The 25,285-nt window shown below is 34.3% G+C and carries 20 protein-coding genes and 1 tRNA gene; 14 read left to right on the forward strand and 7 right to left on the reverse strand.

The window, feature by feature from the left end:
* Positions 1–23 precede the first annotated feature (23 nt).
* From gpsA to GQ589_RS04325, 3 genes are read right to left on the reverse strand one after another with little or no spacing between them, the layout of a single operon-like run.
* On the reverse strand, positions 24–1,037 hold the full coding sequence (gene gpsA, locus GQ589_RS04315) for an NAD(P)H-dependent glycerol-3-phosphate dehydrogenase (RefSeq protein ID WP_202113730.1): 1,014 nt from the start codon (positions 1,035–1,037) through the stop codon (positions 24–26).
* A gap of 40 nt (positions 1,038–1,077) precedes the next feature.
* Complete coding sequence (gene secB, locus GQ589_RS04320; RefSeq protein WP_160400246.1) at positions 1,078–1,554, reverse strand: protein-export chaperone SecB; 477 nt, start codon at positions 1,552–1,554, stop codon at positions 1,078–1,080.
* Positions 1,555–1,577: 23 nt separating this feature from the next.
* On the reverse strand, positions 1,578–2,018 hold the full coding sequence (locus GQ589_RS04325; protein ID WP_160424781.1) for a rhodanese-like domain-containing protein: 441 nt from the start codon (positions 2,016–2,018) through the stop codon (positions 1,578–1,580).
* A gap of 129 nt (positions 2,019–2,147) precedes the next feature.
* Here GQ589_RS04325 and GQ589_RS04330 point away from each other — a divergent pair, with 129 nt between their 5' ends.
* From GQ589_RS04330 to fruA, 12 genes are all read left to right on the forward strand, one after another.
* Positions 2,148–3,122: a DUF4952 domain-containing protein gene (locus tag GQ589_RS04330; protein ID WP_160424783.1), complete on the forward strand. Its 975-nt coding sequence runs from the start codon at positions 2,148–2,150 to the stop codon at positions 3,120–3,122.
* Between the two features lie 226 nt (positions 3,123–3,348).
* The gene (glnA, locus tag GQ589_RS04335) at positions 3,349–4,758 is read left to right on the forward strand and encodes a glutamate--ammonia ligase (RefSeq protein WP_160424785.1); all 1,410 of its coding nucleotides are present in this window, start codon (positions 3,349–3,351) and stop codon (positions 4,756–4,758) included.
* Positions 4,759–4,835: 77 nt separating this feature from the next.
* A complete protein-coding gene (glnL, locus tag GQ589_RS04340; RefSeq protein WP_160400250.1) occupies positions 4,836–5,885 on the forward strand; it encodes a nitrogen regulation protein NR(II) in 1,050 nt (349 codons plus the stop codon).
* Between the two features lie 11 nt (positions 5,886–5,896).
* Complete coding sequence (glnG, locus tag GQ589_RS04345; protein ID WP_160424789.1) at positions 5,897–7,354, forward strand: nitrogen regulation protein NR(I); 1,458 nt, start codon at positions 5,897–5,899, stop codon at positions 7,352–7,354.
* A gap of 219 nt (positions 7,355–7,573) precedes the next feature.
* A complete protein-coding gene (locus tag GQ589_RS04350) occupies positions 7,574–8,527 on the forward strand; it encodes a siderophore ABC transporter substrate-binding protein (RefSeq protein ID WP_160400252.1) in 954 nt (317 codons plus the stop codon).
* An 11-nt stretch (positions 8,528–8,538) separates the two neighbouring features.
* Complete coding sequence (locus tag GQ589_RS04355; RefSeq protein ID WP_160424817.1) at positions 8,539–9,495, forward strand: iron chelate uptake ABC transporter family permease subunit; 957 nt, start codon at positions 8,539–8,541, stop codon at positions 9,493–9,495.
* On the forward strand, positions 9,485–10,456 hold the full coding sequence (locus GQ589_RS04360; protein ID WP_160424791.1) for an iron chelate uptake ABC transporter family permease subunit: 972 nt from the start codon (positions 9,485–9,487) through the stop codon (positions 10,454–10,456). The genes GQ589_RS04355 and GQ589_RS04360 overlap by 11 nt, the downstream gene beginning before the upstream one ends.
* Complete coding sequence (locus GQ589_RS04365; RefSeq protein WP_160400254.1) at positions 10,453–11,208, forward strand: ATP-binding cassette domain-containing protein; 756 nt, start codon at positions 10,453–10,455, stop codon at positions 11,206–11,208. The genes GQ589_RS04360 and GQ589_RS04365 overlap by 4 nt, the downstream gene beginning before the upstream one ends.
* Before the next feature lie 190 nt (positions 11,209–11,398).
* The gene (gene cra, locus GQ589_RS04370) at positions 11,399–12,403 is read left to right on the forward strand and encodes a catabolite repressor/activator (protein WP_160424793.1); all 1,005 of its coding nucleotides are present in this window, start codon (positions 11,399–11,401) and stop codon (positions 12,401–12,403) included.
* A 213-nt stretch (positions 12,404–12,616) separates the two neighbouring features.
* A complete protein-coding gene (gene fruB / locus GQ589_RS04375) occupies positions 12,617–13,789 on the forward strand; it encodes a fused PTS fructose transporter subunit IIA/HPr protein (protein WP_160424795.1) in 1,173 nt (390 codons plus the stop codon).
* The gene (gene fruK, locus GQ589_RS04380) at positions 13,790–14,725 is read left to right on the forward strand and encodes a 1-phosphofructokinase (RefSeq protein WP_160424797.1); all 936 of its coding nucleotides are present in this window, start codon (positions 13,790–13,792) and stop codon (positions 14,723–14,725) included. It abuts the gene before it with no gap.
* Positions 14,726–14,734: 9 nt separating this feature from the next.
* Positions 14,735–16,429, forward strand: coding sequence for a PTS fructose transporter subunit IIBC (gene fruA, locus GQ589_RS04385; protein ID WP_160424800.1), 1,695 nt, complete (start codon positions 14,735–14,737; stop codon positions 16,427–16,429).
* 54 nt (positions 16,430–16,483) lie between these two features.
* Here the strand turns inward: fruA and GQ589_RS04390 are convergent, their stop codons facing one another.
* On the reverse strand, positions 16,484–17,059 hold the full coding sequence (locus tag GQ589_RS04390) for a TIGR00730 family Rossman fold protein (RefSeq protein WP_160424801.1): 576 nt from the start codon (positions 17,057–17,059) through the stop codon (positions 16,484–16,486).
* Between the two features lie 146 nt (positions 17,060–17,205).
* On the opposite strand from GQ589_RS04390, the gene GQ589_RS04395 reads away from it, so the two are divergent.
* Both GQ589_RS04395 and GQ589_RS04400 read left to right on the forward strand, forming a co-directional pair.
* Positions 17,206–17,281 (forward strand) — tRNA-Asn (locus GQ589_RS04395).
* Between the two features lie 485 nt (positions 17,282–17,766).
* Positions 17,767–18,504 carry a carbonic anhydrase gene (locus GQ589_RS04400; protein WP_160424804.1) on the forward strand — a complete coding sequence of 246 codons (738 nt, stop codon included), beginning with the start codon at positions 17,767–17,769 and terminating at the stop codon, positions 18,502–18,504.
* 507 nt (positions 18,505–19,011) lie between these two features.
* Here the strand turns inward: GQ589_RS04400 and GQ589_RS04405 are convergent.
* From GQ589_RS04405 to GQ589_RS04415, 3 genes are read right to left on the reverse strand one after another with little or no spacing between them, the layout of a single operon-like run.
* A complete protein-coding gene (locus tag GQ589_RS04405) occupies positions 19,012–20,211 on the reverse strand; it encodes a restriction endonuclease subunit S (protein ID WP_202115023.1) in 1,200 nt (399 codons plus the stop codon).
* A complete protein-coding gene (locus tag GQ589_RS04410) occupies positions 20,204–21,856 on the reverse strand; it encodes a class I SAM-dependent DNA methyltransferase (protein ID WP_160424806.1) in 1,653 nt (550 codons plus the stop codon). Before GQ589_RS04410 ends, GQ589_RS04405 begins: the two co-directional genes overlap by 8 nt.
* Entirely contained in the window at positions 21,850–24,951 is a 3,102-nt protein-coding gene (locus tag GQ589_RS04415) for a type I restriction endonuclease subunit R (protein WP_160424808.1), read from the reverse strand. Before GQ589_RS04415 ends, GQ589_RS04410 begins: the two co-directional genes overlap by 7 nt.
* Positions 24,952–25,285 lie beyond the last annotated feature (334 nt).

Below are 25,285 nucleotides of genomic sequence, written 5' to 3' on the forward strand. Positions count from 1 at the left end.
AGGTAGATATTTGAGTATAAAAACTAGCTTTTTAGCTCTTCTTTTTGTGACCGTCCAAGTAATGCCATTGCAGCTTGTTTGGGTTCTTTATTTTCATAAAGAACTTGATAAATTTGTTCGGTTATTGGCATATCAACATGGTATTTTTGGGCTAGTAACCAGACTTCTTTGGTATTATTACGCCCCTCAACAACTTGCGCAATGGCATCTTGGGCTTCTTGAATTGATTTATTTTGACCAAGTAAAATTCCAAAACGACGATTACGGGATTGATTATCTGTGCAAGTTAAAACAAGATCACCAAGTCCTGCCATTCCCATAAAGGTTGCAGGATCTGCGCCCAATACTTCACCTAATCGCATCATTTCGGCAAGTCCACGGGTAATTAACGCTGTTCTAGCATTAGCTCCAAAACCAAGACCATCAGATAATCCTGCGCCAATAGCGATAACATTTTTAATTGCACCACCAAGTTGCACACCAATAAAATCTTTGCTGCTATAAACACGAAAGCTTTTACTGCAATGAAATAAATGTTGTAGTTGAGCTAAAAACTGATCATCAGTCGATGCGACAGTTACTGCTGTAGGTAGGCCGGATGCTACTTCTTTGGCAAATGTTGGGCCTGAAATAACTGCTAATGAAATTTGATTACCTAAAATCTCTCTTGCGACATCTTGTAATAATCGACCTGTATCAACTTCTAGTCCTTTTGTTGCCCAAACTATTTTAGTCTCTTTGCGCAAAAAAGGTTTGATTTGCGTTAGTGTGCTTGCAAAAGCGTGGCTTGGTACCACTATGAGTAAAATAGGTGCAGCTGAAACTGCTGTTTTTAAATCACTTTCAATTTGTAATAAATCTGGAAAAGGAATATCGGGTAAAAATTGTTTATTTTGCCTATCATGCTGCAAAATGGTCATTTTATTTGGGTTATGTCCCCATAATAGAGTGGAATGACCATTTCGTGCTAGTAAAATAGCTAAAGAAGTCCCGTAGGAGCCTGCGCCAATTACTGTAACTGCAGCATTTTTTTTCATAATATTCCAATAAACTTATCGTTAATTAACTAAAACATTATTATTGTAATGTTTCGGTCGATTCCGCTTGTTGTTGCTGTTGTTGAAGATAATTAATGAATAAAGCTTCAAAATTTACTGGTTCTAAATTTACTTGAGGGAATGTTCCTTTGTTAACTAAACTGGAAATAACTTCACGTGCGTAAGGGAACAAAATATTTGGGCAGTAAGCGCCAACACAATGTTGAATTTGGCCGTCGTCAAATCCGATAAGTGAAAAAATACCTGCTTGAGTTACTTCACAAATATATACTACCTCATCTTGTTGTTTTGCCGTTAAAGTGACACGTAGCGCAACTTCGTACACATTTTCACTTAATGTTTGTGAAGATGAGTTTAACTCAATATTTAATTCCGGTTGCCATTGCTTGGTAAAAATTTCAGGAACATTGTTAGTTTCAAATGAAACATCTTTAGTATAAATGCGTTGAATAGCAAATTGTGTTTCGGGTTGTTGTGTATTGTTTTGTTCTGTCATAATAAAACCTTATTTTTATAAAATTATTTTCTAACTAATGGTAAATTTTCGCCGTTCCATCCTGCAATGCCATCTTTTAAGGTATGAACATATAAAAAACCTTGTTTAACAAGTATTTCACCTATACCTGCTGATGATAACCCATTCTCATCGATCAAAATAACAATTTTCTCTTTAAATTTTTCAATTGTTTTTGCACTCGCATTTTTAATGTCGATAGGTAAAACATTGTGAGAATCTGTGATATGTCCTTTTTTAAAACTATCCGCAGAACGAATATCAATAATAACGGCATCTTGCTTATTAATCATCTGGATAGCTTGTGCATTATTAATAATTTTAACTTTAGATAGTTTTCCTTTAATGGTTAATACAATGATTGCAATAAATAAAACTATCCAACCTAATGAAAGTAAAAGATGGTTTTTTACAAAAGGTATAATTTCGAGTGTAATAAATTCCATACTTGTATGATTACCTAATTTTTTAAATATAAGTATTGATTATAACTATATTATGTACTGAAATACAGTACCAAAAGAGAAATCTTATTCTATAAAAATAGGGATTATTAAATTTTAAGGAAAAAATAAATGCATATTCGAAAGTTTATTTTCATGTTTTGTTTATTTTGTTGTTCAATTTTCCCTGTTTGGTCTGATGACAATTCTGATTATATCAATCAGCAAATTGATATAGATAATTCTTATCCTTATATAGAGCAGAACTTAAGTGATTTACATCGTTATATAGAAAATGGTGATTATCATAAGGTTTATAGTGATTATGTGAAATTGATGAAGAAAACTGAACTTTATTTTCCCAAGAAAGTTTATGTTCAGCGTTCCCTTGCTTGGTTAATTCTAAATGGATATGGTACCGAGCAAGATCTACATAAAGCGGTTGATCTTTATTATGATGTTTATCGAGATTCCAATCAATTTAATCATGATTTGATGATGAGTGAGGTGAATGCTGCACATTATATTAGTCAACAAGAAAAATTGTGGAATTTAATGTTTGTTGATATTGTTTCAAATAGCCATTATGTTTCTGCAAAACAAAAGTCAGACTTATTTGCAACTTTATTTCCTAATAATCCAAATGTATTAATCCAATTTAATGAACAAATTTCTGAGTTAAAGAAAACAAAACTTCGTAACGTAAAAATCAAACATCCTGAATATTTTCCTCACTATTACTATGATCCTGATTTAACTTGTCGTGATTTTTTGCGTGAGTTTGATGCAGATGCACCCGATTTCTTTAAATATAATGATTGTATAAAAAATGACAAAGGACAAGGAAAACCGCTTGAAGTCATTTATAAAATTGAAGGTAAATATGCTAAACAAGCACATCAGTATTTAGCTAACACCATGGGAATAAGTGAACTGAAATTAATTTGCTGTTATTGGGGTACGGATGGTTATCCCTCTACATCATTCGTAAATCCTAAAGATCATATGCTGTATAGTGTGGTATTTAGTTCAGAAGAAACGATCGAGTATGACTGGAATAAAATAACTTTTTATTTGAGCATTAAAGCACTACGAGAAGATATATAGGACATAAAAATTGGTTTTAATTTTTATGTGACTATTTTGGTGCGTTATTTTGGTGTTTGTTGCTTTATTTTAGTGCAATTGTAATATTTATGTTACTATAGCTGCTTATAAAGCTACTAAAAAATAGAGTTAAAAAATTGGCATCATATTTGCATATAATCTAATAACTCGGCAAGAACGCCTTTTAAACTGAACAATTATTATTTGTCCTTAATGGAGAAGCTACATGTCTACACAAAAAGTTTTAAAATTGATTAAAGAAAATGATGTAAAATTTGTTGATTTACGTTTTACTGATACTAAAGGTAAAGAACAACACGTAACTATCCCTGTTAATCAAATTGATGATGATTTTTTTGAAGAAGGCAAAATGTTTGATGGATCATCAATTGCTGGTTGGAAAGGAATTAATGAATCAGATATGGTATTAATGCCTGATGCCTCAACGGCGGTAATTGATCCATTTTTTGAAGATGCAACATTAAATCTACGTTGTGATGTATTAGAACCAGCAACGTTGCAAGGGTATGATCGTGACCCACGTTCAATTGCTAAACGAGCTGAAGAGTTTTTAAAATCATCAGGTATTGCTGATACCGTTATTTTTGGGCCTGAACCAGAATTCTTTTTATTTGATGATATTCGTTTTGGTTCGCCAATGTCAGGTAGCTTTGTGCATATTGATGATATCGAAGCTGCTTGGAATTCTGGTACTAAATATGAAGAAGGCAATAAAGGTCATCGCCCTGGTGTGAAAGGTGGTTATTTTCCACTTCCTCCGGTTGATTCATCACAAGATATTCGTTCTGAAATGTGTTTAATTATGGAACAACTTGGTTTAGTGGTTGAAGCTCATCACCATGAAGTGGCAACCGCGGGTCAAAACGAAATTGCATGTCGTTTTAATACGTTAACCAAAAAAGCTGATGAAGTACAAATCTATAAATATGTAGTACAAAATGTTGCACACGCTTATGGTAAAACAGCAACATTTATGCCAAAACCAATGTTTGGTGACAATGGTTCAGGTATGCACTGTCACCAATCATTAGCGAAAGATGGTGTTAATTTATTTGCTGGCGATAAATATGCAGGTCTTTCTGAAATGGCATTATTCTATATTGGCGGTATTATTAAACACGCTAAAGCAATTAATGCATTTACTAACCCTGCGACTAACTCTTATAAACGTTTAGTACCAGGCTATGAAGCGCCAGTTATGCTTGCTTATTCTGCGCGTAACCGTTCTGCATCAATTCGTATTCCTGTTGTAACTAGCACTAAAGCTCGTCGTATTGAAGTTCGTTTCCCAGATCCAGCTGGTAATCCATATTTATCTTTTGCTGCACAGTTAATGGCTGGTTTAGATGGTATCATCAATAAAATTCATCCTGGCGATGCTATGGATAAAAACTTATATGACTTACCACCAGAAGAATCTAAATTAATCCCACAAGTTGCAGGTTCACTAGAGGAAGCTCTCAGCGCACTAGATGCGGATCGCGAATTCTTAACTCGTGGTAACGTATTTACTAACGACACTATTGATGCTTATATCGATTTAAAACGTCAAGATGTTGATCGTGTACGTATGACTCCACACCCAGTTGAGTTTGAAATGTACTATAGCTTATAAGTTATTTTTAAAATAATTTAAATCACTAAACCACCGCTAGCATGCGGTGGTTCCTAAATCAGGACGGAAAACCGACGATGACATTTGCTAATGAATCTGATGCTAATCTTGTTCTCGATTCAATGATTACAAGTATTTTACTACTTGATAAAAAACTCAATATTCTTTACGTCAATACTGCAGCACAACAGTTATTAGCGCAAAGTAACAAAAAAATACTAGAAAGTTATTTTCCAGATTTATTAAGTTATTTTTCATTAGATATTAATTTAATGCTTGGTGCATTAGAACAAAATCAAGGTTTTACCGATAATGAAGTTAATTTAGTTATTAATAATGAACTGCATATTTTATCGTTGACCGCTCAGCTATTGGGTAATGGTCGTATTTTAATTGAGATGGTTCCATTAAATAATCATAAACGCCTTAGTCAAGAACAACTGCAACAAGCTCAGCAAAATGCGGCTCGTGAATTAGTTAGAGGACTTGCTCATGAAATTAAAAATCCATTAGGAGGATTAAGAGGTGCTGCTCAGTTATTATCACGTGAATTACCTAAAAATGAATTACAAGATTATACAAAAATCATTATTGAACAGGCAGACAGGTTACGAAATCTTGTAGATAGATTATTAGGACCACAACAACGATTACAACAAAAAGAGCAAAGTATCCATCAAGCAATAGAGCGAATCTATGCTTTACTGTGTTTAGAAAAGCCAATCAATATTGAGATTTTTCGTGATTATGACCCAAGCTTACCAGATTTTATTCATGACTCTGAACAAATAGAGCAAGTGATTCTAAATATTGTTCGTAATGCTTTACAGGCTATTGGTTCTAATTCTGGCACAATTACTATTAGGACAAGAACGGCTTTTCAGGTTACTTTACACGGACAACGTTACCGCTTATGTGCTCGTATCGATATTGAAGATACGGGTCCGGGTGTGCCTGTTCATATTCAAGATACCTTATTTTATCCTATGGTGAGTGGTTATGAAGGTGGTACAGGTATTGGGCTTTCTATTGCACATAATATTGTTGATCAACATCGTGGTAAAATTGAATTTAATAGTTGGCCAGGGCATACAATGTTTTCTGTCTATTTGCCAATTAAGCAGTGAGGTAAATTAAAATGAATGTTTGGATTGTTGATGATGATAGCTCCATTCGCTGGGTATTAGAAAAAGCACTAACACATGCCAATTTTAATTGTGTCTGTTTTTCAACAGGGCAAGAGGTTATGGAGGCTTTGGACACTTATGTTGAAAAACCAGTGGTGTTAATTTCGGATATTAAAATGCCGGGGCTTGATGGTTTAACATTACTTCATTATGTTAAAGAAAAATTGCCTCATTTACCTGTTATTATTATGACTGCGCATTCGGATCTTGATGCAGCAGTGAATGCTTATCAAAAAGGTGCTTATGATTATATTCCAAAACCTTTTGATGTGGATGAAGTTATACAACTGGTTGAAAGGGCGATTTCTCAAACTCAAACTAATAAAACTAACAATAATACAAGTACAAAAGCATCAACAGGAATCATTGGCGAAGCCCCTTCAATGCAAGAGGTATTTCGTATTATTGGGCGATTATCTAAATCATCAATTAGTGTACTGATCAATGGCGAATCAGGCACAGGTAAAGAGTTAGTTGCTAAAGCTCTACATACCCACAGTCCACGTTCACAATCCCCTTTTATTGCGTTAAATATGGCCGCAATTCCTAAAGACCTAATTGAATCTGAACTGTTTGGGCATGAAAAAGGCGCTTTTACTGGTGCAGCTCAAATTAGGCATGGACGGTTTGAACAAGCTAATGGTGGCACTTTGTTTTTGGACGAAATTGGTGATATGCCACTTGATGTTCAAACTCGATTACTCAGAGTTTTAGCTGATGGGCAATTTTATCGTATTGGGGGGTATGCACCCATTAAAGTTGACGTGCGAATTATTGCTGCTACACATCAAGATTTAGAAGCAAGAGTCAGAGAAGGTAAATTTAGAGAAGACTTATTTCACCGTTTGAATGTTATTCGTATATTACTTCCACCTTTACGGGATAGGTCGCAAGATATTCCAAAACTTGCCGAGCACTTTTTGTATACTACAGCAAAAGAACTTGGTGTAGAAAGTAAAATATTAAGACCCGAAGCATTAGATGTTTTATGTCGATTTAACTGGCCTGGTAATGTTCGCCAACTTGAAAACACCTGTCGATGGATCACTGTAATGTCTTCTAGTAAAGAGGTTCTTGTTCAAGATTTACCACCAGAATTGTTGCTGTCATCAACAACTAAAACGGTTGTGACAAATGATGAATATTCAGCATTGTCTACTACCCTATTGCCACAACAACAAGCCGATTGGAAACTATTATTTGAACAATGGGCAAAACAAGCCCTTATGAGTGGGAAAACAGGCATTTTGACTGAAGCGATACATGATGTTGAATGTATCTTATTAAAAAGTGCCCTCAATTTTACTAGAGGTCATAAACAGGATGCCGCTCATCTATTAGGGTGGGGACGCAATACGTTAACTCGAAAACTTAAAGATTTATCTGTTGATTCAAATCAAAATTTTTAAATATCAATATTTTTTATGCTACCGAATAAATCGGTAGCTTTTCAGTCCTGTGATTATTGTTTACTTCTATTTATCTTGTCTTTTGTTACATATTGTGTTTTTTAATCTTTAAAGTTCATTGAACCTTATGCCTTTTTTCGTTACAATCGGAATGTAAATGATAATTATTATAATTATCTTTTCATAGATTTTTAATCAGGCCGATAATTAGGAGTTATAATGTATTCATATATTAAAACGAAGTCCATCATACTACTTACTGTATTATTTGTTTTAGTGGGATGTGATAATAAAGAAGAACAGCAATCGCCGGTAAAAACGGTGACCATTGAACATTCTCAAGGTAAAACAGAAGTTCCAGACAACCCTAAAAAAGTTGTTGTTTTTAACACTGCAACGCTTGATATTATGGACGCATTGAATATTCCTGTGACGGCAGTACCTCAATCAGATGTACATTATCCCACTTTCTTATCTAAATACGGCAGTAAAGATTACACCAATGTAGGGACTTTATTTGAACCAAATTACGAGGTATTAAGTTCTATTCAGCCTGATATCATTATTGCTGGTGGTCGTGCTAATGATGCTTATAAAAAATTAAATGATATTGCGCCAACGATTTCATTAGATATTGATTACAATGACTTTTTAGGAAGCATAACGCAAAGAACACAACAATTGGGCGAGATTTTTCATAAACAAAATGAAGCAAATAAATTATTAGCTGATTTTAATCAAAGAATAGAACAGCTAAAACCTAAAACAAGTACAGCAGGAACAGCATTAGTTATTATGGTTAATGGTGGCAAAATGTCTGCTTATAGTGCGAAATCTCGTTTTGGTTTTGTATTTGATGTGTTAGGATTCAAACCCGCTACAACTTTCCAAGAAGCTGGGCGCCATGGTAATGCTGTTACTTCGGAATTTATCTTAAGTGTTAACCCTGAGTGGTTATTTGTTTTAGATAGAGATAATGCAATTGGTAACAAAGAAGCACAATCAGCACAGCAAGTATTGAATAACGAATTAATTCAAAAAACCTCAGCATGGCAACATAACCATATTGTTTACTTAGATTCAACGTCGATCTATATTTCTGGTGGTATTCAAACTTATAGCAATTTGATGGAACAAATTAGCGTAGCTTTGCAAGCTGAGCCTGCACATTAATGTAAAGCATGATTAAATCATTTTATTTTATTGCAGGCATTTTCATTTTATTGATCATGACTGCAATAAGTTTATTTATTGGTGCCGGAAACGTGACGCTATTAGAACTATGGTCTGATAGCAACATGCGTGAGATTTTCTTTGTTAGTCGAGTGCCAAGAACGGTTGCTTTATTGTTAGCTGGTAGCGCAATGAGTGTTGCTGGCTTAATTATGCAACTGTTGACTCAAAATCGATTTGTTGAACCCTCGTTAGTTGGCACAACGCAATCGGCCAGTCTTGGTTTATTAATCATGATGGTGTTAGCTCCTGGTGCAAGTGTTATGACTAAAATGACTGTTGCAAGCTTATTTGCAATGGTTGGCACGATGGTCTTTATGGCAATTTCTCGTAAAATCATTTTTAAATCGGTACTGATGGTACCTCTTATTGGCGTTATGTTGGGCGCGATTATTAGTGCAGCGACTACATTTTTTGCCATGTATTTTGATTTGTTACAATCACTAGCAGGTTGGGAGTCTGGTGATTTTTCTGCTATTTTGCAAGGCCGTTACGAATTATTATGGTTAGTTGGCGGATTAACATTACTTGCTTGTTGGAGTGCAGATCAATTCACTGTTGTTGGGTTAGGTCGTGATTTTTCGATCAATGTTGGACTTAATTATCGTCGTGTTATGTTGACTGGACTTATTGTCATTGCATTGATTGGTGGTATTGTTGTTGTGGTTGTTGGCGTTTTACCCTTTCTTGGATTAATTGTCCCCAATATTGTCAGCTTATTATTTGGTGACAATATTCGTAAAACCATTCCATGGGTTTGTTTATTTGGCAGTGGGTTGGTTTTGATTTGCGATATTATTGGGCGGATAATTCGCTATCCTTTTGAAATCCCAGTGAGTGTTATTCTTGGCGTAATTGGCGCTATTATTTTTTTAATATTGTTGAGTCGAAAACGCTATGTTAATTAATCAAAACCGTCATATTTCAAGTCATAAAAGGGTCTTTTTATTGTTTGTTATTGCATCAATGTGTGTCGTTTGTTTTATGGCAATTGGTCTTAAAGGAAATATTAACTACATTTTGAAGCATCGAACTTGGATTATACTAACAATGATTTTAGTTGCCTTTTCGGCAGCAACATCAACATTACTTTTCCAAACCGTTACTAACAATCGGATATTAACACCTTCTATCATGGGATTTGAATCACTGTTTGTACTTATTCAAACTGTTGTGATCTTCTGTCTTGATGCACAAGGTATTCCCTATATTGGTGTTATTGGTCGATTTATATTTGAATCACTTTTATTAATTTTATTTTCACTATTTTTATATCGGGGTTTGTTTACTAAGCTCAAGCAAAATTTACATTTAGTATTATTAATCGGTATTATTTTGGGAACATTATTCCGTAGCTTTTCTAACCTATTACAGCGTCTAATGACGCCTTCCGAGTTTGCAATATTACAAAGCCGAATTTTTGCTACCTTTACCCGTGCCGAACCGATGTTGATTATCTTTTCATTAATTATTGCCTGTATCATTGGTTTGTTTTTATGGCGAATGCGATATCAATTTGATGTTCTGGCATTAGGACGTGATAATGCTATAAATCTAGGCATTGATTACCAAAAAAGTGTCACCGTTATTTTATTGCTTGTGTCTGTTTTGGTTTCCATATCAACAGCATTAGTCGGACCATTTACTTTCTTAGGGCTTTTAATTGCTAATTTAGCTTATAGTGTTAGTGGATCAAGCCAGCATCGTTTTTTACTTCCCACTGCTTTTTTATTGGGGGTGATATTTCTTGTTGGCGGGCAAATGTTCTTAGAACGGGTGCTAAATATGATTGGTGCATTATCGATTGTGATTGAATTTATAGGTGGTTCATTGTTTATCTTCTTATTATTGAAAAAGGTTCCGATGTGATAGAAATTGATAATATTAGTAAAAACTATCAAACAATACCGGTATTAAAAAACGTCAATGCGACAATTTCAAAAGGTGGTATTACTGCTATTATTGGTCCAAATGGGGCTGGTAAATCGACATTATTATCGATTATAAGTCGACTATTATTTGCTGATGAAGGGCGAGTAAAAATTCAAAACATGGATGTTGTAAGCACACCAAGCGATAAGCTAGCAACCTATTTATCTGTATTAAGACAAGAAAATCGTTTTACTAGCCGATTAACTGTTTTTGAATTAGTCGGATTTGGGCGTTATCCTTATAGCAAAGGGCGCTTAACGGCTGACGATTACGAGCATATCCACCGAGCTCTTGAGTTTTTAGATCTTACGCAATATAAAGATCGTTTTTTAGATGAGCTTTCTGGTGGTCAAAGGCAACGTGCTTATGTTGCTATGGTGTTATGTCAAGATACGGAATATGTATTACTTGACGAACCGCTCAATAATCTCGATATGAAGCATGCTGTCGCCATGATGAAACAATTACGCCGAGCTGCCGATGAGCTAAATAAAACAATTATGATTGTTATTCATGACATCAACTTTGCATCTGTATATTCAGACTATATTTTAGCCATGAAAAATGGTGAACTGGTATATCAAGGTACTCCACAACAGATCATGAATGAGGCTATTTTGGAAGATATCTTTGATACAGCTGTCAAGATTGAAAATATTAGTGGTCAAAATATTGCTATCTATTACTAATGATTAATGCATTTATTATTATTGATAGTATTTAGATTTTGGCTAAGTACTATTTTTTTAGAGTAGCCATCTTTATCTTAAATTTTTTATAATATGAAAATATAGCTAACTTATTGACTAGACATTAGAATCAGATTTACAAATGGTTTTGATTCAGGTTAAATAACAGTATTTTAGTTGAGATTGTGTTATGAAATTAGAACAAATCGCACTTTTGGCTGGTGTATCAAGAACCACGGCGAGCTATGTGATTAATGGAAAAGCCAAAAAATACCGCGTTAGTGATAAAACAATCGAAAAAGTCATGTCGGTGGTAAAAGAGTACAATTACCAACCTAACGCAGTTGCAGCTGGACTTAGAGCAGGTAAAACCCGCACTATTGGTATTATTATTCCTGATTTAGAAAATAACAGTTATACCCGTATTGCTAATTATTTAGAACAATTGGTAAGAAAAGAAGGGTATCAATTATTACTTGCATGTTCAGAAGATAATCCACAAATCGAAAAAGAGTGCGTTAAACATCTACAACAACGTCGCGTCGATGCATTATTGGTTTCATCGTCATTTGTTTCTGCCCAAGACTATCTTTTTTATGATGATTGGCGAAACGAAAAAATCCCACTATTTGCACTTGATAGAACATTATCTACAACAAAATTTAGAAACATCGTTGGTGCAGATAAACAAGACTCAACATTATTGGCTCAAGCATTCAATAATTTTGTAGAAGGCTCTGTTGTTTATATTGGGGCTTTACCTAGCTTATCGGTTAGCCAACTCCGTCTAGATGGTTTTAACGATATCAAACTTAATCGTTGCAATAAAGTTGATTTTTTATATGCAAATAATTATAGTCGTCACGATGCAGATTTAGCTTTTAGTCAATGGTTAGAACACAATGAAATGCCTAATGGTATTTTCACCACTTCCTTTTCGTTATTACAAGGAACGATCGATGCAATTTTAAGAAAATTTGGTCATTTACCTGAAAGCTTAACCATTGCGACTTTTGGTGATAACGAGTTGTTAGACTTTTTACCATGTAAAGTCATATCACTTTCACAAGATCATAAAGAAGTTGCTAACGTCACAATAAAACTTTTTTTAGACTATATGGATAATCAGAATTATCAATCTGGCACAACAATTATCCCAAGACGATTGATCTATCGCGGTAGCTTAGGACGATAATAAATTGATAAGCAAAATTTTTATTATCATTTTGACGGTTTAAATAAAAACAAGATCTAGATCACAAATAGGTTATTGATAGCCATAATTTATTGGATTATTCATGTTAATCTATTCATTATTGCTGAAACGATTCAATAGAGGTTGATTAAAAGATTTACTTTTGTGTAAATTTTTTAATCGACATACATTCAACCCTGAGGTATTTATTATATGTTTCATTTAGTTACAGAAAACATTCATTTAAATGAACAAGCCGCTAATAAAACTGAAGCGATAAAAAAAATTGCTGCAGCCTTAACTAGTGCGGGATTTGTTGAACAAGGTTATGTTGACGGAATGCTTGAACGAGAATCACAAGCGGCAACCTATCTGGGTATAGGTCTTGCCATTCCTCATGGTACAACCAAAACTCGACATCTAGTCAAAAAAACTGGAGTGCAAGTATTTTGTTTTCCGAATGGTGTTGAGTGGGGGGATGATAGTGAAAAGGCTTATCTTGCTATTGGTATTGCAGCAAGTTCTGACGAACATTTAGAATTGCTTCGACAATTAACTCATGTACTTGGTGCCGATGGAGTAGAGGAACGAATTAAAAAAATTCAAACCGCCGACGAAGCCATTGCCATTTTAACGGGTAAAACAAGTACTGAAGATAACCAAATTGTTGTTGATTCATCATCATTGCTACTTGATATTCCAGCCGACAGTTTAGCTATGCTACAAGCTTTAAATGCCTCACGTTTAAAGCAGCAAAACGCGGTAAATACAACTTTTATTACTGATGTACTAGACAACAAACCTAATTACCTTGGTCAAGGTGTTTGGTTAAATGATAGTAAAACAGGTAACGTAAAAAATGCCATTGCCATTAGCCGTACAACGAATAATTTGAATGAAAATGGTAACCCTGTTAAATTACTTATTACCATATCTGCTGTTGATGATTCTATTTCTGGTGTTGTTAACAATATTGCCTCTTTAGCTTTCAATCAAAATTTAGACCAACTAGTCTCAGCCAATGCTGATAAACTTATTAATCTACTTGTTGCTGAACAACAAACTGCTACAGAAAATTCTGTATCAGAAGTTAGCTCCAATAATGGTGTACTTACTTGTGAGTTTATTGTTCCTAACGAAAACGGCTTACATACACGCCCATCATCTGTTTTAGTTAAACTCGTTAAAGAATTTAACAGCAAAGTGACAGTTGCTAATTTAGATGGTAAAGCGGAACCAGTAAGTGCAACTAGCTTAATGAAAATTGTTGCATTAGGTGCTAAAAAAGGTAGTCGATTACAATTTACTGCTATTGGTGATGATGCGCAGCAAGCGCTTGATGCTATAGGTAAAGCGATTGAAAGTGGTTTAGGTGAGGGTGCTTAAATGACTTATCGTATTGCAACAATTACCTTAAATCCAGCTTATGACCTTTTGGGGTTTTGTCCTAAAGTTGAACTTGGTGATGTTAATTTAGTCCAAACCAATGCTTTACTTGCAGCTGGTAAAGGTATTAACGTTGCTAAAGTTTTATCAGATTTAGACGTTCAATTAACCGTTGGTGGATTTTTAGGTAAAGAAAACCGTGATGGTTTTAATTTATTATTTAAATCACTAAATGTGGTTGATAAGTTTCAAACTGTCGAAGGTCGTACACGCATTAATGTCAAATTGACCGAAGAAAATAGCGAAGTTACCGATCTTAACTTTTCAGGCTTCACAATTAGTGAACAAGACTGGCAAAATTTTGTTACCAGCTCGCTAGAATGGCTAAAAAATATAGATATGGTTGCCATTAGTGGTAGTCTACCAGCCGGTGTTTCACTTGAAAAATTCACTCATTGGATGGAACAAGTCAAAGCCATTTGTCCAAAAGTTATTTTTGATAGTAGTCGTGATGCACTCGTTGCTGGTTTAAAAGCTAAGCCATGGTTAATTAAACCAAACGATAAAGAACTCGAAATGTGGATAGGGCATCAGCTACCTACATTAAACGATGTAAAAAAAGCTGCTATGGATCTAGTTAATGGTGGTGTTGATAATGTCATCATATCATTAGGTAGTAAAGGCGCTTTATGGGTAACTAAACATGAAGCGTGGTTGGCAAAACCGCCAAAATGTCGGGTCGTTAGTACTGTTGGTGCTGGTGATTCAATGGTTGCAGGTTTAATGTATGGTTTAATGACTGAACAATCAATAAAAGACACTTTAGTTTTTGCATCAAGCGTTGCTGCATTATCGGTTGAGCAGGCTGGTGTGGGGATTTCTGATCGTCAAGCTGTAAATAATATGTTAGAAAAAATCGAAATAATTGCTGGATAAGGAGTATTCATGAATATTTATATTACTGAAGGTAGTTATGCAGGTCCAGTTAATGGACGTTTAGCTAAAGCTGAATTAACTTTAGCTGCAAATGCATTAAATTTAAATGTAGTTGAAAATGCCGCATCAGCAGATGTTATTATTGCTGTTGGCTCGGGTGTCATTAGCGATAAAGCTGTGACAGGTAAAAAAGTTTATGTGGTTGAGGATTTAAACCCGCTTTTTGCTAATCCAAGACAAGTTTTAACTGATGCACAAAGTAAAGCTGTAGTTTATCAAGCAAGCAATAATATTGCGCCAACATCAAGTAATGATACAGGGGTAAAACGCATTGTTGCTGTTACCGCTTGCCCAACAGGTGTTGCTCACACCTTTATGGCGGCTGAAGCAATTGAAGAAGAAGCTAAAAAACGTGGTTGGTGGTGTAAAGTTGAAACTCGTGGCTCGGTTGGTGTTGGTAATGAGCTTACGCCAGAAGAAGTTGCTTCGGCCGATGTAGTTATCGCTGCTTGTGATATTGACGTTGATTTAAGCAAATTTGCAGGTAAAAAACTTTATCGCACCAAAACAGGTCCAGCTCTGAAAAAAACAGCGCAAGAATTTGATAAAGCATTTGAAGAAGCAACCGTGTATCAACCAAGCGCTAATGCTTCAACAACTAAATCAAACAATGAGAAAAAAGGTGTTTATCAACATCTTTTAACTGGTGTATCTTATATGTTACCAATGGTTGTTGCAGGTGGTTTGATTATTGCACTTTCATTTGCTTTTGGTTCCTTTGAAATGGTTGATGGCGTGCAAAAATTAATTGGCGAATCACATTTAGCTCAAATTGGAGAACTAGCTTTCTCACTTATGGTACCACTGCTTTCAGGTTATATTGCTTATTCTATTGCCGATAGACCAGGCCTTGCTCCGGGTCTTGTTGGTGGTTTACTGGCAGTATCGACTGGCGCCGGCTTTTTAGGTGGGATTATTATTGGTTATTTTGCGGGTTATTTGGCGCTACTAATAACAAAATATTTACCATTACCAAAAACGTTAGAAGCTTTAAAACCAATCTTAATCGTACCGTTATTTGCAACGTTAATTACAGGTCTTGTAATGCAATTTATTGTTGGTACCCCTATTGCATGGTTAATGGATTTTGTAAAGGGATGGTTGAATTCAATGGGTACTGCTAATGCTGTTATATTGGGTGCTATTTTAGGTGGTATGATGTGTACCGATATGGGTGGGCCAATTAATAAAGTTGCATACGCATTTGGTACAGGTCTAATTTCAGCACAAGTTTATGCCCCAATGGCAGCTGTTATGGCTGGCGGAATGGTTCCTCCTTTAGCAATGGGGATTGCAACACTTATTGCACACAAAAAATTTGCTAAAGCTGAGCAAGAAAGTGGTAAAGCTTCACTAGTATTAGGCTTATGCTTTATATCAGAAGGAGCTATTCCATTTGCCGCGCGTGACCCATTACGTGTTATTCCATGTTGTATTATTGGTGGTGCTATTACTGGTGGTATGGCGTTAGCCTTTGGTTCTCAATTAATGACGCCACATGGTGGGTTATTTGCTTTAGCAATTCCGGGCGTTGTTAAACCAGTAGGAGGCTACTTATTATCTATTGTTGTTGGTTCTGTTCTTGCTGGTGTAGCTTATGCATTTATTAAACAACCAGAATCAGAAGCTGGAACTGTTGCTTAATGTTAATAATATAAAAAAACGCCATCAAATGATGGCGTTTTTTTATTCTTCAAACTACTTTTTAACCCAACGTTGCAAATTTTTAGGAATAAAGTTATCCATTTTTTGAAGCATACTTTCAGGGTCATTATCAACAATTAATGTTTTATAAAAACTATCTCGAACAAACCCTTCATTCACCGCATGTTGTAAAAAATTGAGCATAGGCTGCCAAAATTCAGCAGCATTAAATAAAGCAACAGGTTTTTCATGATAACCGATTTGCATTCCCGTCCAAACTTCAAAAACTTCTTCTAGCGTACCTGTTCCACCAGGCATTGCAACAAAACCATCAGCAAGTTCGGATAGTCTTGCCTTACGTTGATGCATATTATCTACCACCTCTAAACGAGTAATACCGTGGTGTGCAGTTTCGGCTTTGACTAAGCGTTCAGGAATAATACCAATCACCTCGCCACCATGCGCTAGTGTCGCATTAGCAATAATGCCCATTAATCCCTTATTACCACCGCCATAAATCAAACGCCTATTTTGCTGAGCTAAGATTTTACCCAATTGTTCGGCTTGCTCGCGATATTTTGGACGACTGCCCTCACTTGCACCACAAAAAACACAAATATTTTTTTTCATCAATTGATTTTACCTGTTATGTTAGTTAATCGCTATTTTAGCATAGTTACTTTAAATTTGTTTACAAGGTGAGCAATTGATTGCATTTAATGTTTTACTAATTGACTTTGTGATAATAGATCGTTAATATTTCGCTTGTTAAGTGTTCCTCCATAGTTCAGTCGGTAGAACGGCGGACTGTTAATCCGTATGTCACAGGTTCAAGTCCTGTTGGAGGAGCCAACTACCGAATTGTTAAAACCTGCTTATGGCAGGTTTTTTTATGCCCTAAAAACACTTTTTGATCACCTATTAGCACAATAATGAAAGCATCTATAAAACAGGGAATGATGTAACCCTTGATTATTTCGAAATAAATTAATAAGTAAAAAACGATTATGCTAAATTTTTTATTGCTATAAAAAGCTAGATTTTTTTTACTAAAAATAATCTAATTAGCACTCAAAAATCGGTCAGGAAAGGTGTTGATTTTATTGAAGTTTTTTGCTCTAATAATAAGAAAATGCTATTGGCTTTATGCATTGCCTTAGACAGAGTAAAATCAACAGCAAATAAAGCAGGTTATTTTTTAGTTTATTTTTTTGTTTAAATGTCAAACAATTTTTTTATAAAAATATCAAAAAGTGATGATGTGCGATTCTAGTAAGGTGCTTTTTTGAGGCGTATAATTTGGTTCCTACTAATCAACTTTCTAGCATAAAAACAAAATGAAATTTAATGCAATAATTACGGCTTTAATGGTTACCAGCCTATCTTGTGCTGCAACAGAATCGGCGCCTCATTGGGGTTATGACGGCGAAAATAATCCAGAAAATTGGGGACACCTTTCGCCAGAGTTTTCAACCTGCGAAACAGGAAAAAATCAATCGCCAATCAATATTGAACATGTTTTTAAAACGCACCACGATAAACTTAAACTAGCATTTAAACAAAGTAAGCAAGAAATCATCAATAACGGTCATACAATTCAAATTAATGTTAATGATGGTAATACGCTTGAAATTGACAACGAACTGTTTACCTTACAACAGTTCCATTTTCATTCGCCAAGCGAAAATAAAATTAAAGGTAAACTTTTTCCGATGGAAGCTCATTTTGTTTATAAAAACAAAAATGGTGACTTAGCGGTTGTTGCCTTGATGTTTAATAAAGGAAAATCTAACCCTGAATTAGCGAAAGCTTGGCAACAAATGCCAGAAAAAGAAGGAAGTACCGCCACATTATCTCAATCAGTCGATATTAAGGCTTTACTGCCAAATAAATTGGATTTTTATCGCTTTAGCGGTTCACTAACAACACCACCTTGTACTGAAGGTGTTCGATGGATTGTGTTAGAACAAGAAAGTAGTGCATCAGCCGAACAAATCGAAAAATTCCACTCAATCATGCATCACGACAACAATCGTCCAATTCAACCTTTGAATGGTCGTATTATTGTTGATTAGTTTTTCTTGGCTCTATAGATTAAGATTAGTATAAAAATAGAGCCAAGAGTCTGTGCATTTATCATCTATATGATAAGTGTGAGTACTGTCTAATATTTTGGTGATGATTCAATTTTATCCCTATGTGTATAGGGAATACAAGTACCTAGGGATTTAGTAGCAGGTTGATCACGTATTCCCTGTATGCACAGGGATAATGAACCACCACCAAAAAAGTAGATTTTAAACAATCCAGATTTTGTGGGGGAGTTCACTCTTTTATCTTATCGAATTAGTTAATTAAGTAAGTTGAAATGTAATAGATTTACCTTATTTCGTTTCTGTCGTTATGAGCTGGCGTCAGTTGAATTTATTTAATATCACTATAATTAATGAAATTTTTTTAATTTTTAAAAATTAAAATATAACTAAACGTATAACTATTTTGATGGCAGCTTGAAGAGCACAAAATAAACTTAGTGCAAAATAACGAATAAAGCCGTCATAAAAACGGCTTAATAGGGTGAATCAATCTTTTATGGTTACTTGTCCATTCATCAACATCGGAAGAAGAAAATCTCGAAATTGTTTCAATTGATTGTTTTCTTCCAATATTTTCGATTTTTTAGTCAATATTGGTGCACAATATTCTTCATACTTTTCTAATAAACTCAACGGAGGAAGAGCTATATAAAACCAATTAATGCCGTCTAAGTTTAAGTGTAGAACCAAAGTTCCTGATGCAAAATATTTAATATAATTATGATAATTATAGGAATTAAATAACTGTTCTAAAAAAAATTTATTTAATCTTTGCGATTTAACACTGGCAACATCACAAGAAATTAACACTTTATCAAAAACATTTGGAATAATAAATGCTTTACCAATAATATCAGCATTTCGAGTCACATCTGTAACAGCAATAACAAGCTCTCCACAAGAATATAAGCTATCAATTTTATATTTTCCTGAAAAAAATTTCGTCCCATCAAATTTAAATTGACCATTTAACGAAAAAGAGTTTAGATTAATAAAAGGTAAACCATCTCCACCTGAGATATCAGTACTTTTATAAGATATACCTCTTTTAAATATAAGGTGTTTCTCTAATGAATCTACCTCCCACCCCTCAGGAATTTCACGCTTAAGCACCGAATTATAGACCATCTTTCCACCAGATGACTTGTAGGGTTTACCATTTTCATCGGGGAAGTCAAACTGTACAAACCAATAGTCATATAGTGTTTTAGCCATTGATTCAAGTTCAGCGTTGATTTGATTGTTGAGTTCGATTTTTTTGTCTATTTTTTCTAATATGAAAACTATTTTTTTCTGTTTTTCTTTATTAAGTTCAATTTTAACTGAAATATTATTTAATATGCTTTGTGTCAACAGAGGTTGACTTGAACCGACTTTTTTAGAATTAAGTTGCAAGGATTGAAGTAAATAATAATTATAGTAGTTATAGCTGTTAGGATTAGGTATTGCTGCAATTGCATTATCTGATACCCAACAGTCATTAGGTTCAATATGAACACTCCCACAATAGGCTCCAACTCGCCCAATAATTAATATATTTGAAAAGTTACTTTTTGAGGTATAACCTAAAATACCATTTCCACCGTAAATAGGAATGTTTCCATTGTTTTTATCAGTAGATTTCCCATTACTAAAAAACATTAATTGACTTAAGTTACCGTTTTGAAAACTGTTAGCTTTACTCATACTTCACCTTCACCAACTGATTTTTAATCTCATCTTCTAACTGGCGAGATTGACTAAATAAGCTTTCCAAATTATCACTAAACTTCTTCATTTTTGCAGCAAACTCTTCTGGGGTAATGTCGACATATTCAATTTTGACATCAAAATATTGTCCGGCACTTAATGAGTAGTTTTTATTAGCAATCTCCTCATAGCTTACTACTACCGAAAAATCATCTTTTATTTGTTTTTGGTTAAAAATCTCAATAATTTGTTGTTCTTCAGCTGTCGTTAAAATGGTTTTTTGATTCTTCCCATCTTTAATCTTTTCACCTAAATTGGAGGCATCAACTAGCACAACATCACTTTTATTCGCACCATCGATAAATAAAATTGAAACGTTCGTTCCCGTTGTTGCAAAAATATTACTGGGCATTGACACGACACCGGCTAGCATTTTATTTTCGACCAAATACTGACGGATTGCTTTATCAATACCAGATTGTGCGGTAATAAATCCAGTTGGTACAACAACAGCCGCTTTTCCTGCTGGCTTAAGCGAAAAAATAATATGCTGTAAAAAAAGCTGATAAATTTCCATCTTACTTTTGTCTTTTGCTTTAAATTTTGGAATTCCAGCAAAAAAACGTTGTCGATTTTCATCACAATCCAACTGTTCTCTAAAATCGCTAAAATCGAGTTTAAATGGTGGATTAGAGACGATATAGTCAAATCGTTTTAATCGATTGCCTTCTTTATGATAGGGATGTAGTAATGTATTGCCCTGAATCACATTAGAAATAGAAAGAACCAAACTATTTAAAATTAAGTTAAGGCGTAGAAGGTTAGATGATTTTTGCGAAATATCCTGCGTGTAAATAGCACAGCGATCTTCACCAATCGCATGAGCAAGATTCATTAATAGTGTCCCAGAGCCTGCTGCAGGGTCGTAGCAGCTAATATTTCTTAATACTTTATGTTGTTCTTTGGGTACCAAAATTGCTGCCATAATGCGTGCTACTGCATGGGGTGTATAGTATTCAGCATATTTTCCCCCGCTGTTACTATTGTAATCTTTAATGAGGTATTCAAAGATTGTGGCATAAAAATCATAGCCTTTTGCAAAGCTACCTTCAAAACTAAATTGAAAGTTCACCAGCTTATTAATGATTGCTCGGCAGAATTCATCCCGCTTTGCGGGATCGGCAATAAATTGGCTGATGCGATCAAAAAGAATGACTTTGGCCTCCCCTTCAGTTTTGATGGCAAAAATATCATTATTCAATGTCGCTATATCAATCAAGGTATCATCAACTAATTTAGCAAAGTCACCTTCATTTTGCCGCTGAAACAAAAAACGGATAAAATGAATCGGCTTCAATTTAGCAATATTTCCATCCATTTTTCGCTCTAATTGCGCAAAATCATCTTCACTCATTGCTGATATACACTTATAAAACTCTTCAGCATCTTTGACTTTGGCAAGATTTTTATCTTTCTTTTTAGCCTCAGCAATAAATTGATCATTTAAAAATTTGTATAAAAATGCTTGAGTAATGATTTTAAATTCATTGCCATCGTTGCCTAACCCATAGTTAGCACAAACGCTTTTTAAATCATCAATAAGTTTTAGGGTATTAGTTTGTAACTTAGTTTCTATTACCACGAATAGGCTCCATAATTAAATTCTTTTAAATATTCATTTACAATCAATTGATTGAGATAGTCTGATGCGTTAATGCTAAGATTGATATTTTGGCGTTCCACAAAATGTTCAATAATATTTGGCATAACCATTCGTTTAAAATAACTTTCGTTATCCAATATTTGCAAGTTACGCAAAACTAAATCATCCGTATTTTGTTTAACACCGAATAGTGCTTCATAAATATTGCGTTCCGATGCTTGAGTTTGATGATTTTCTAACAAACGTTTATGTAATCGGGTGTACTTTCGATCACCTTGATACTTTTTCCGAAGTAGTTCATTTTGACGGTTGAGTTCTTTAATACGCTGATAAATATGATTTAATACTGGTATATTTTGTTTCATCTCTTCTTGTGTGATTTCACGTAAATTTTTCTTTTTGAACAGTCTTTCTAACTCTTCTTTGAGCGTGATAAATTTGGAATCTTCTTGGTCAAAATTGTTACTTAATGCTTCGCGCGCTTTACGAAGTGTTTCTTTAAATTCATCGGCAAGTACTAGTTCTTCTTCCCCGACTTTGATAAATTCAAAAATAATATCTTCCAGAGCGATATTGATTAAGTTGAGGTCATCACGGCCTTGTTCAATGCTTTCTTTATAATTTAAAGTAGTTAACCTATCGACCGTCATTCGATAAAGATGATTGAGCTTTTCAAAATCAAGGTGAGTTAAAAAAACATAATCTTGTTGTAAACGAATAATATTATAAAGGCTTCTGGTATCTTCTAACGCTCTTTTTAATATATTTAACGTTTTTTTATCATCAATTTGATTGATTTGATCACTAAAAATTTCTGCGTTTTCACAATCAAAACGGAATAATACATCTTTGATATGCTCGATTTCTGCTGCAATTTCTTCAGACGACTTAAATAAGTGTGAATAATGCTCAATTTCATCACCCAACTCCTCTTGTAGCTCATTAAAATAAGCGCGATTTGTTGCATCGAACTCTTTACGTATATCTGCAAAATCGACAACATAACCATAACGAAAATTTTTATAAGGTCGGTTAACTCGTGTGAGTGCCTGTAGCAAGTTATGTTGGCGAATGATACGTCCAAGATAGAGCTTTTTAAGCCGTTTAGCATCAAAACCAGTAAGTAACATATTGTAAACAAATAGAAAATCAATATTTCCCGCTTTAAATTCTTCTACCAATATTTTACGATCTTCTTTGGTTCCAACATCATGTAAAATTAGTGCAGCAGAATTCACCCGACAATTTTGCCATTTTTTAGTCTCATAATAACTGTTCGGTTCTTCGATTTTTAAAACGGAATAAATACTTTCATTGGCCGCCTTGAGTGGTGCTTGTCTTGATTGCCCCGCGTATTTTTCATTAAAAATCGTAAACATTTGCTTTGCTTGTTCGGCACTATCACAAATTACCATACCGCCAATTGATGCGTCATTATAGGCATGACGACTGGTTTCAAAGTCAGTAATAATGTAATCAAGCATTGGCTCGACAAAATGGGGATCGGCATACACTAAAGAACGGTTAATTTCACCTTGCTTAACTTCAATTTCATCAATCGCTTTTTGTAACGAATGTTTATAACGTGTTGCAATATCTTCACGAATTAAACGTAATGTATAACCATCAGAAATAGAGGCATTGTAATAGTATTTATGAATATAATTACCAAATAAACGACGTGAGTTATTGTCACCTAACAGTGGTGTTCCGGTTAGACCAATATGAATGGCATCTCGATCAGAATCAGTAAGATTAGCTAAAAAACTACCCGTGGGTTTGTAGCTGCGATGGACTTCATCTAGAAAATAAATACGCTGAATCGAAAGGTTATAATCGTTATTTAAAATAACATCAGGATCGTCTTTAAATTTCTGAATATTAACAACCGTAATTTCAGGACGGCCACTATGATTATGAATCGCTTTTTGATTTTTAATTTCTTGGCTAAACTGCTCTCGAGAATTAATAACATGGACGACTAATCCTCGGTTAGTAAATTCGCGTTGAGCTTGTTCCAGCAAATCAATCCGATCCACAATAAAATAGAACTTAGGAATAATTTGCTTTTTTTGAAAATAATCGGTTAAAAATCGGACATTATAATAGGTTAATGCGGTTTTTCCACTACCTTGGGTGTGCCAAACAATACCCTTTTTAATATTGCTATTAAGTCGCTCTTCAATAGATTTAGTAGCAAAGATCTGCGGATAACGCATGATATGTTTTTGCAAACCATCACGCTCAGAAACATAAGCTAAAGCATATTGTAAGATGAAAGCTAAGCGTTGCCGACTTACTAGGGACGTACAAATTCGATTAGTTGGTCGATTGGGGTCTTTATTAATATCAAATTCCGAACTGGCACGAATAACTTCCAAGTTGTTATCTTTTAAGATGACCAGCTCTTGTTCTTCATTTAATGATTTAAGTAACGTTGTAAAGTTTAAATCTTCTTCTCGGAAATAGTTAAAGCTCAGTTTATGGTAAGATGGACTAGCATAAAATGCGCCATCAATTGGCTGCAATGCATTTTCATCATATTCCATATTATTAGAAAAAATCATAAACTGAGTTATATTAACAAAACGCCTAAATTTTTTATTTTGAAAACGTCTATTAATGCGATTATACTCATCTTGCATCCCTTTACGATTGTTCGGTTTTTTTACTTCAATGAAAATAAGCGGTAATCCATTAATCAATAAAGTAATATCCGGACGAAACTCTTCATCTTCGTTTTGATAGGTCAACTCTGTCACAACATGAAAGCTATTATTATTAAAATTTTCAAAATCAATTAACTTGATACCTGAACGATTGATTAACATTTCATAAAAAGTTTTACCAAGGTCTTCATTATCAAGGCACAGGCTAATATCTTGCAACAGACGATTAATCTCATCCTGAGTTAGCGCAGGATTAATTCGAGCCATGGCTTCATGAAATTGAACCGGAAATATATTGGTATTTTTATCCCATTGCTGGGTTTTGAGTGATAGATATTGATAGCCTAAACGGACTAAATGCAGAATAACAGGAATTTTTACGCGAGTATCTTCATTAAATTTCATTATCTTTACCAACGTTAATCGCTTAACAAAGAGATTTTTGTTGTAATTATAACAAAATTTGATGGGTAGAGAAATTCAATCAATCATATAATATTTAACTATATTTTCAAAATTAATCTGACAGCTATCTATAGTATCAGATAACTGTCAAATTAGAGGTTAACTAGTTTACTATAAAAAAACACCGCCTCTCAATCGCTTTACTACTCTGATCCTCGCCAAAAAAGTGGACAAAAGTTGCCTCTATGGTATAAACAAAAATCATAGGAGACAAATATCATGGTCAAAAAATTTAGTATCGAATTCAAACAACAATCAGTGGATTATGCGTTAT

This window comes from Gilliamella sp. Pas-s27, assembly GCF_009795865.1.
Taxonomy (GTDB): domain Bacteria; phylum Pseudomonadota; class Gammaproteobacteria; order Enterobacterales; family Orbaceae; genus Gilliamella.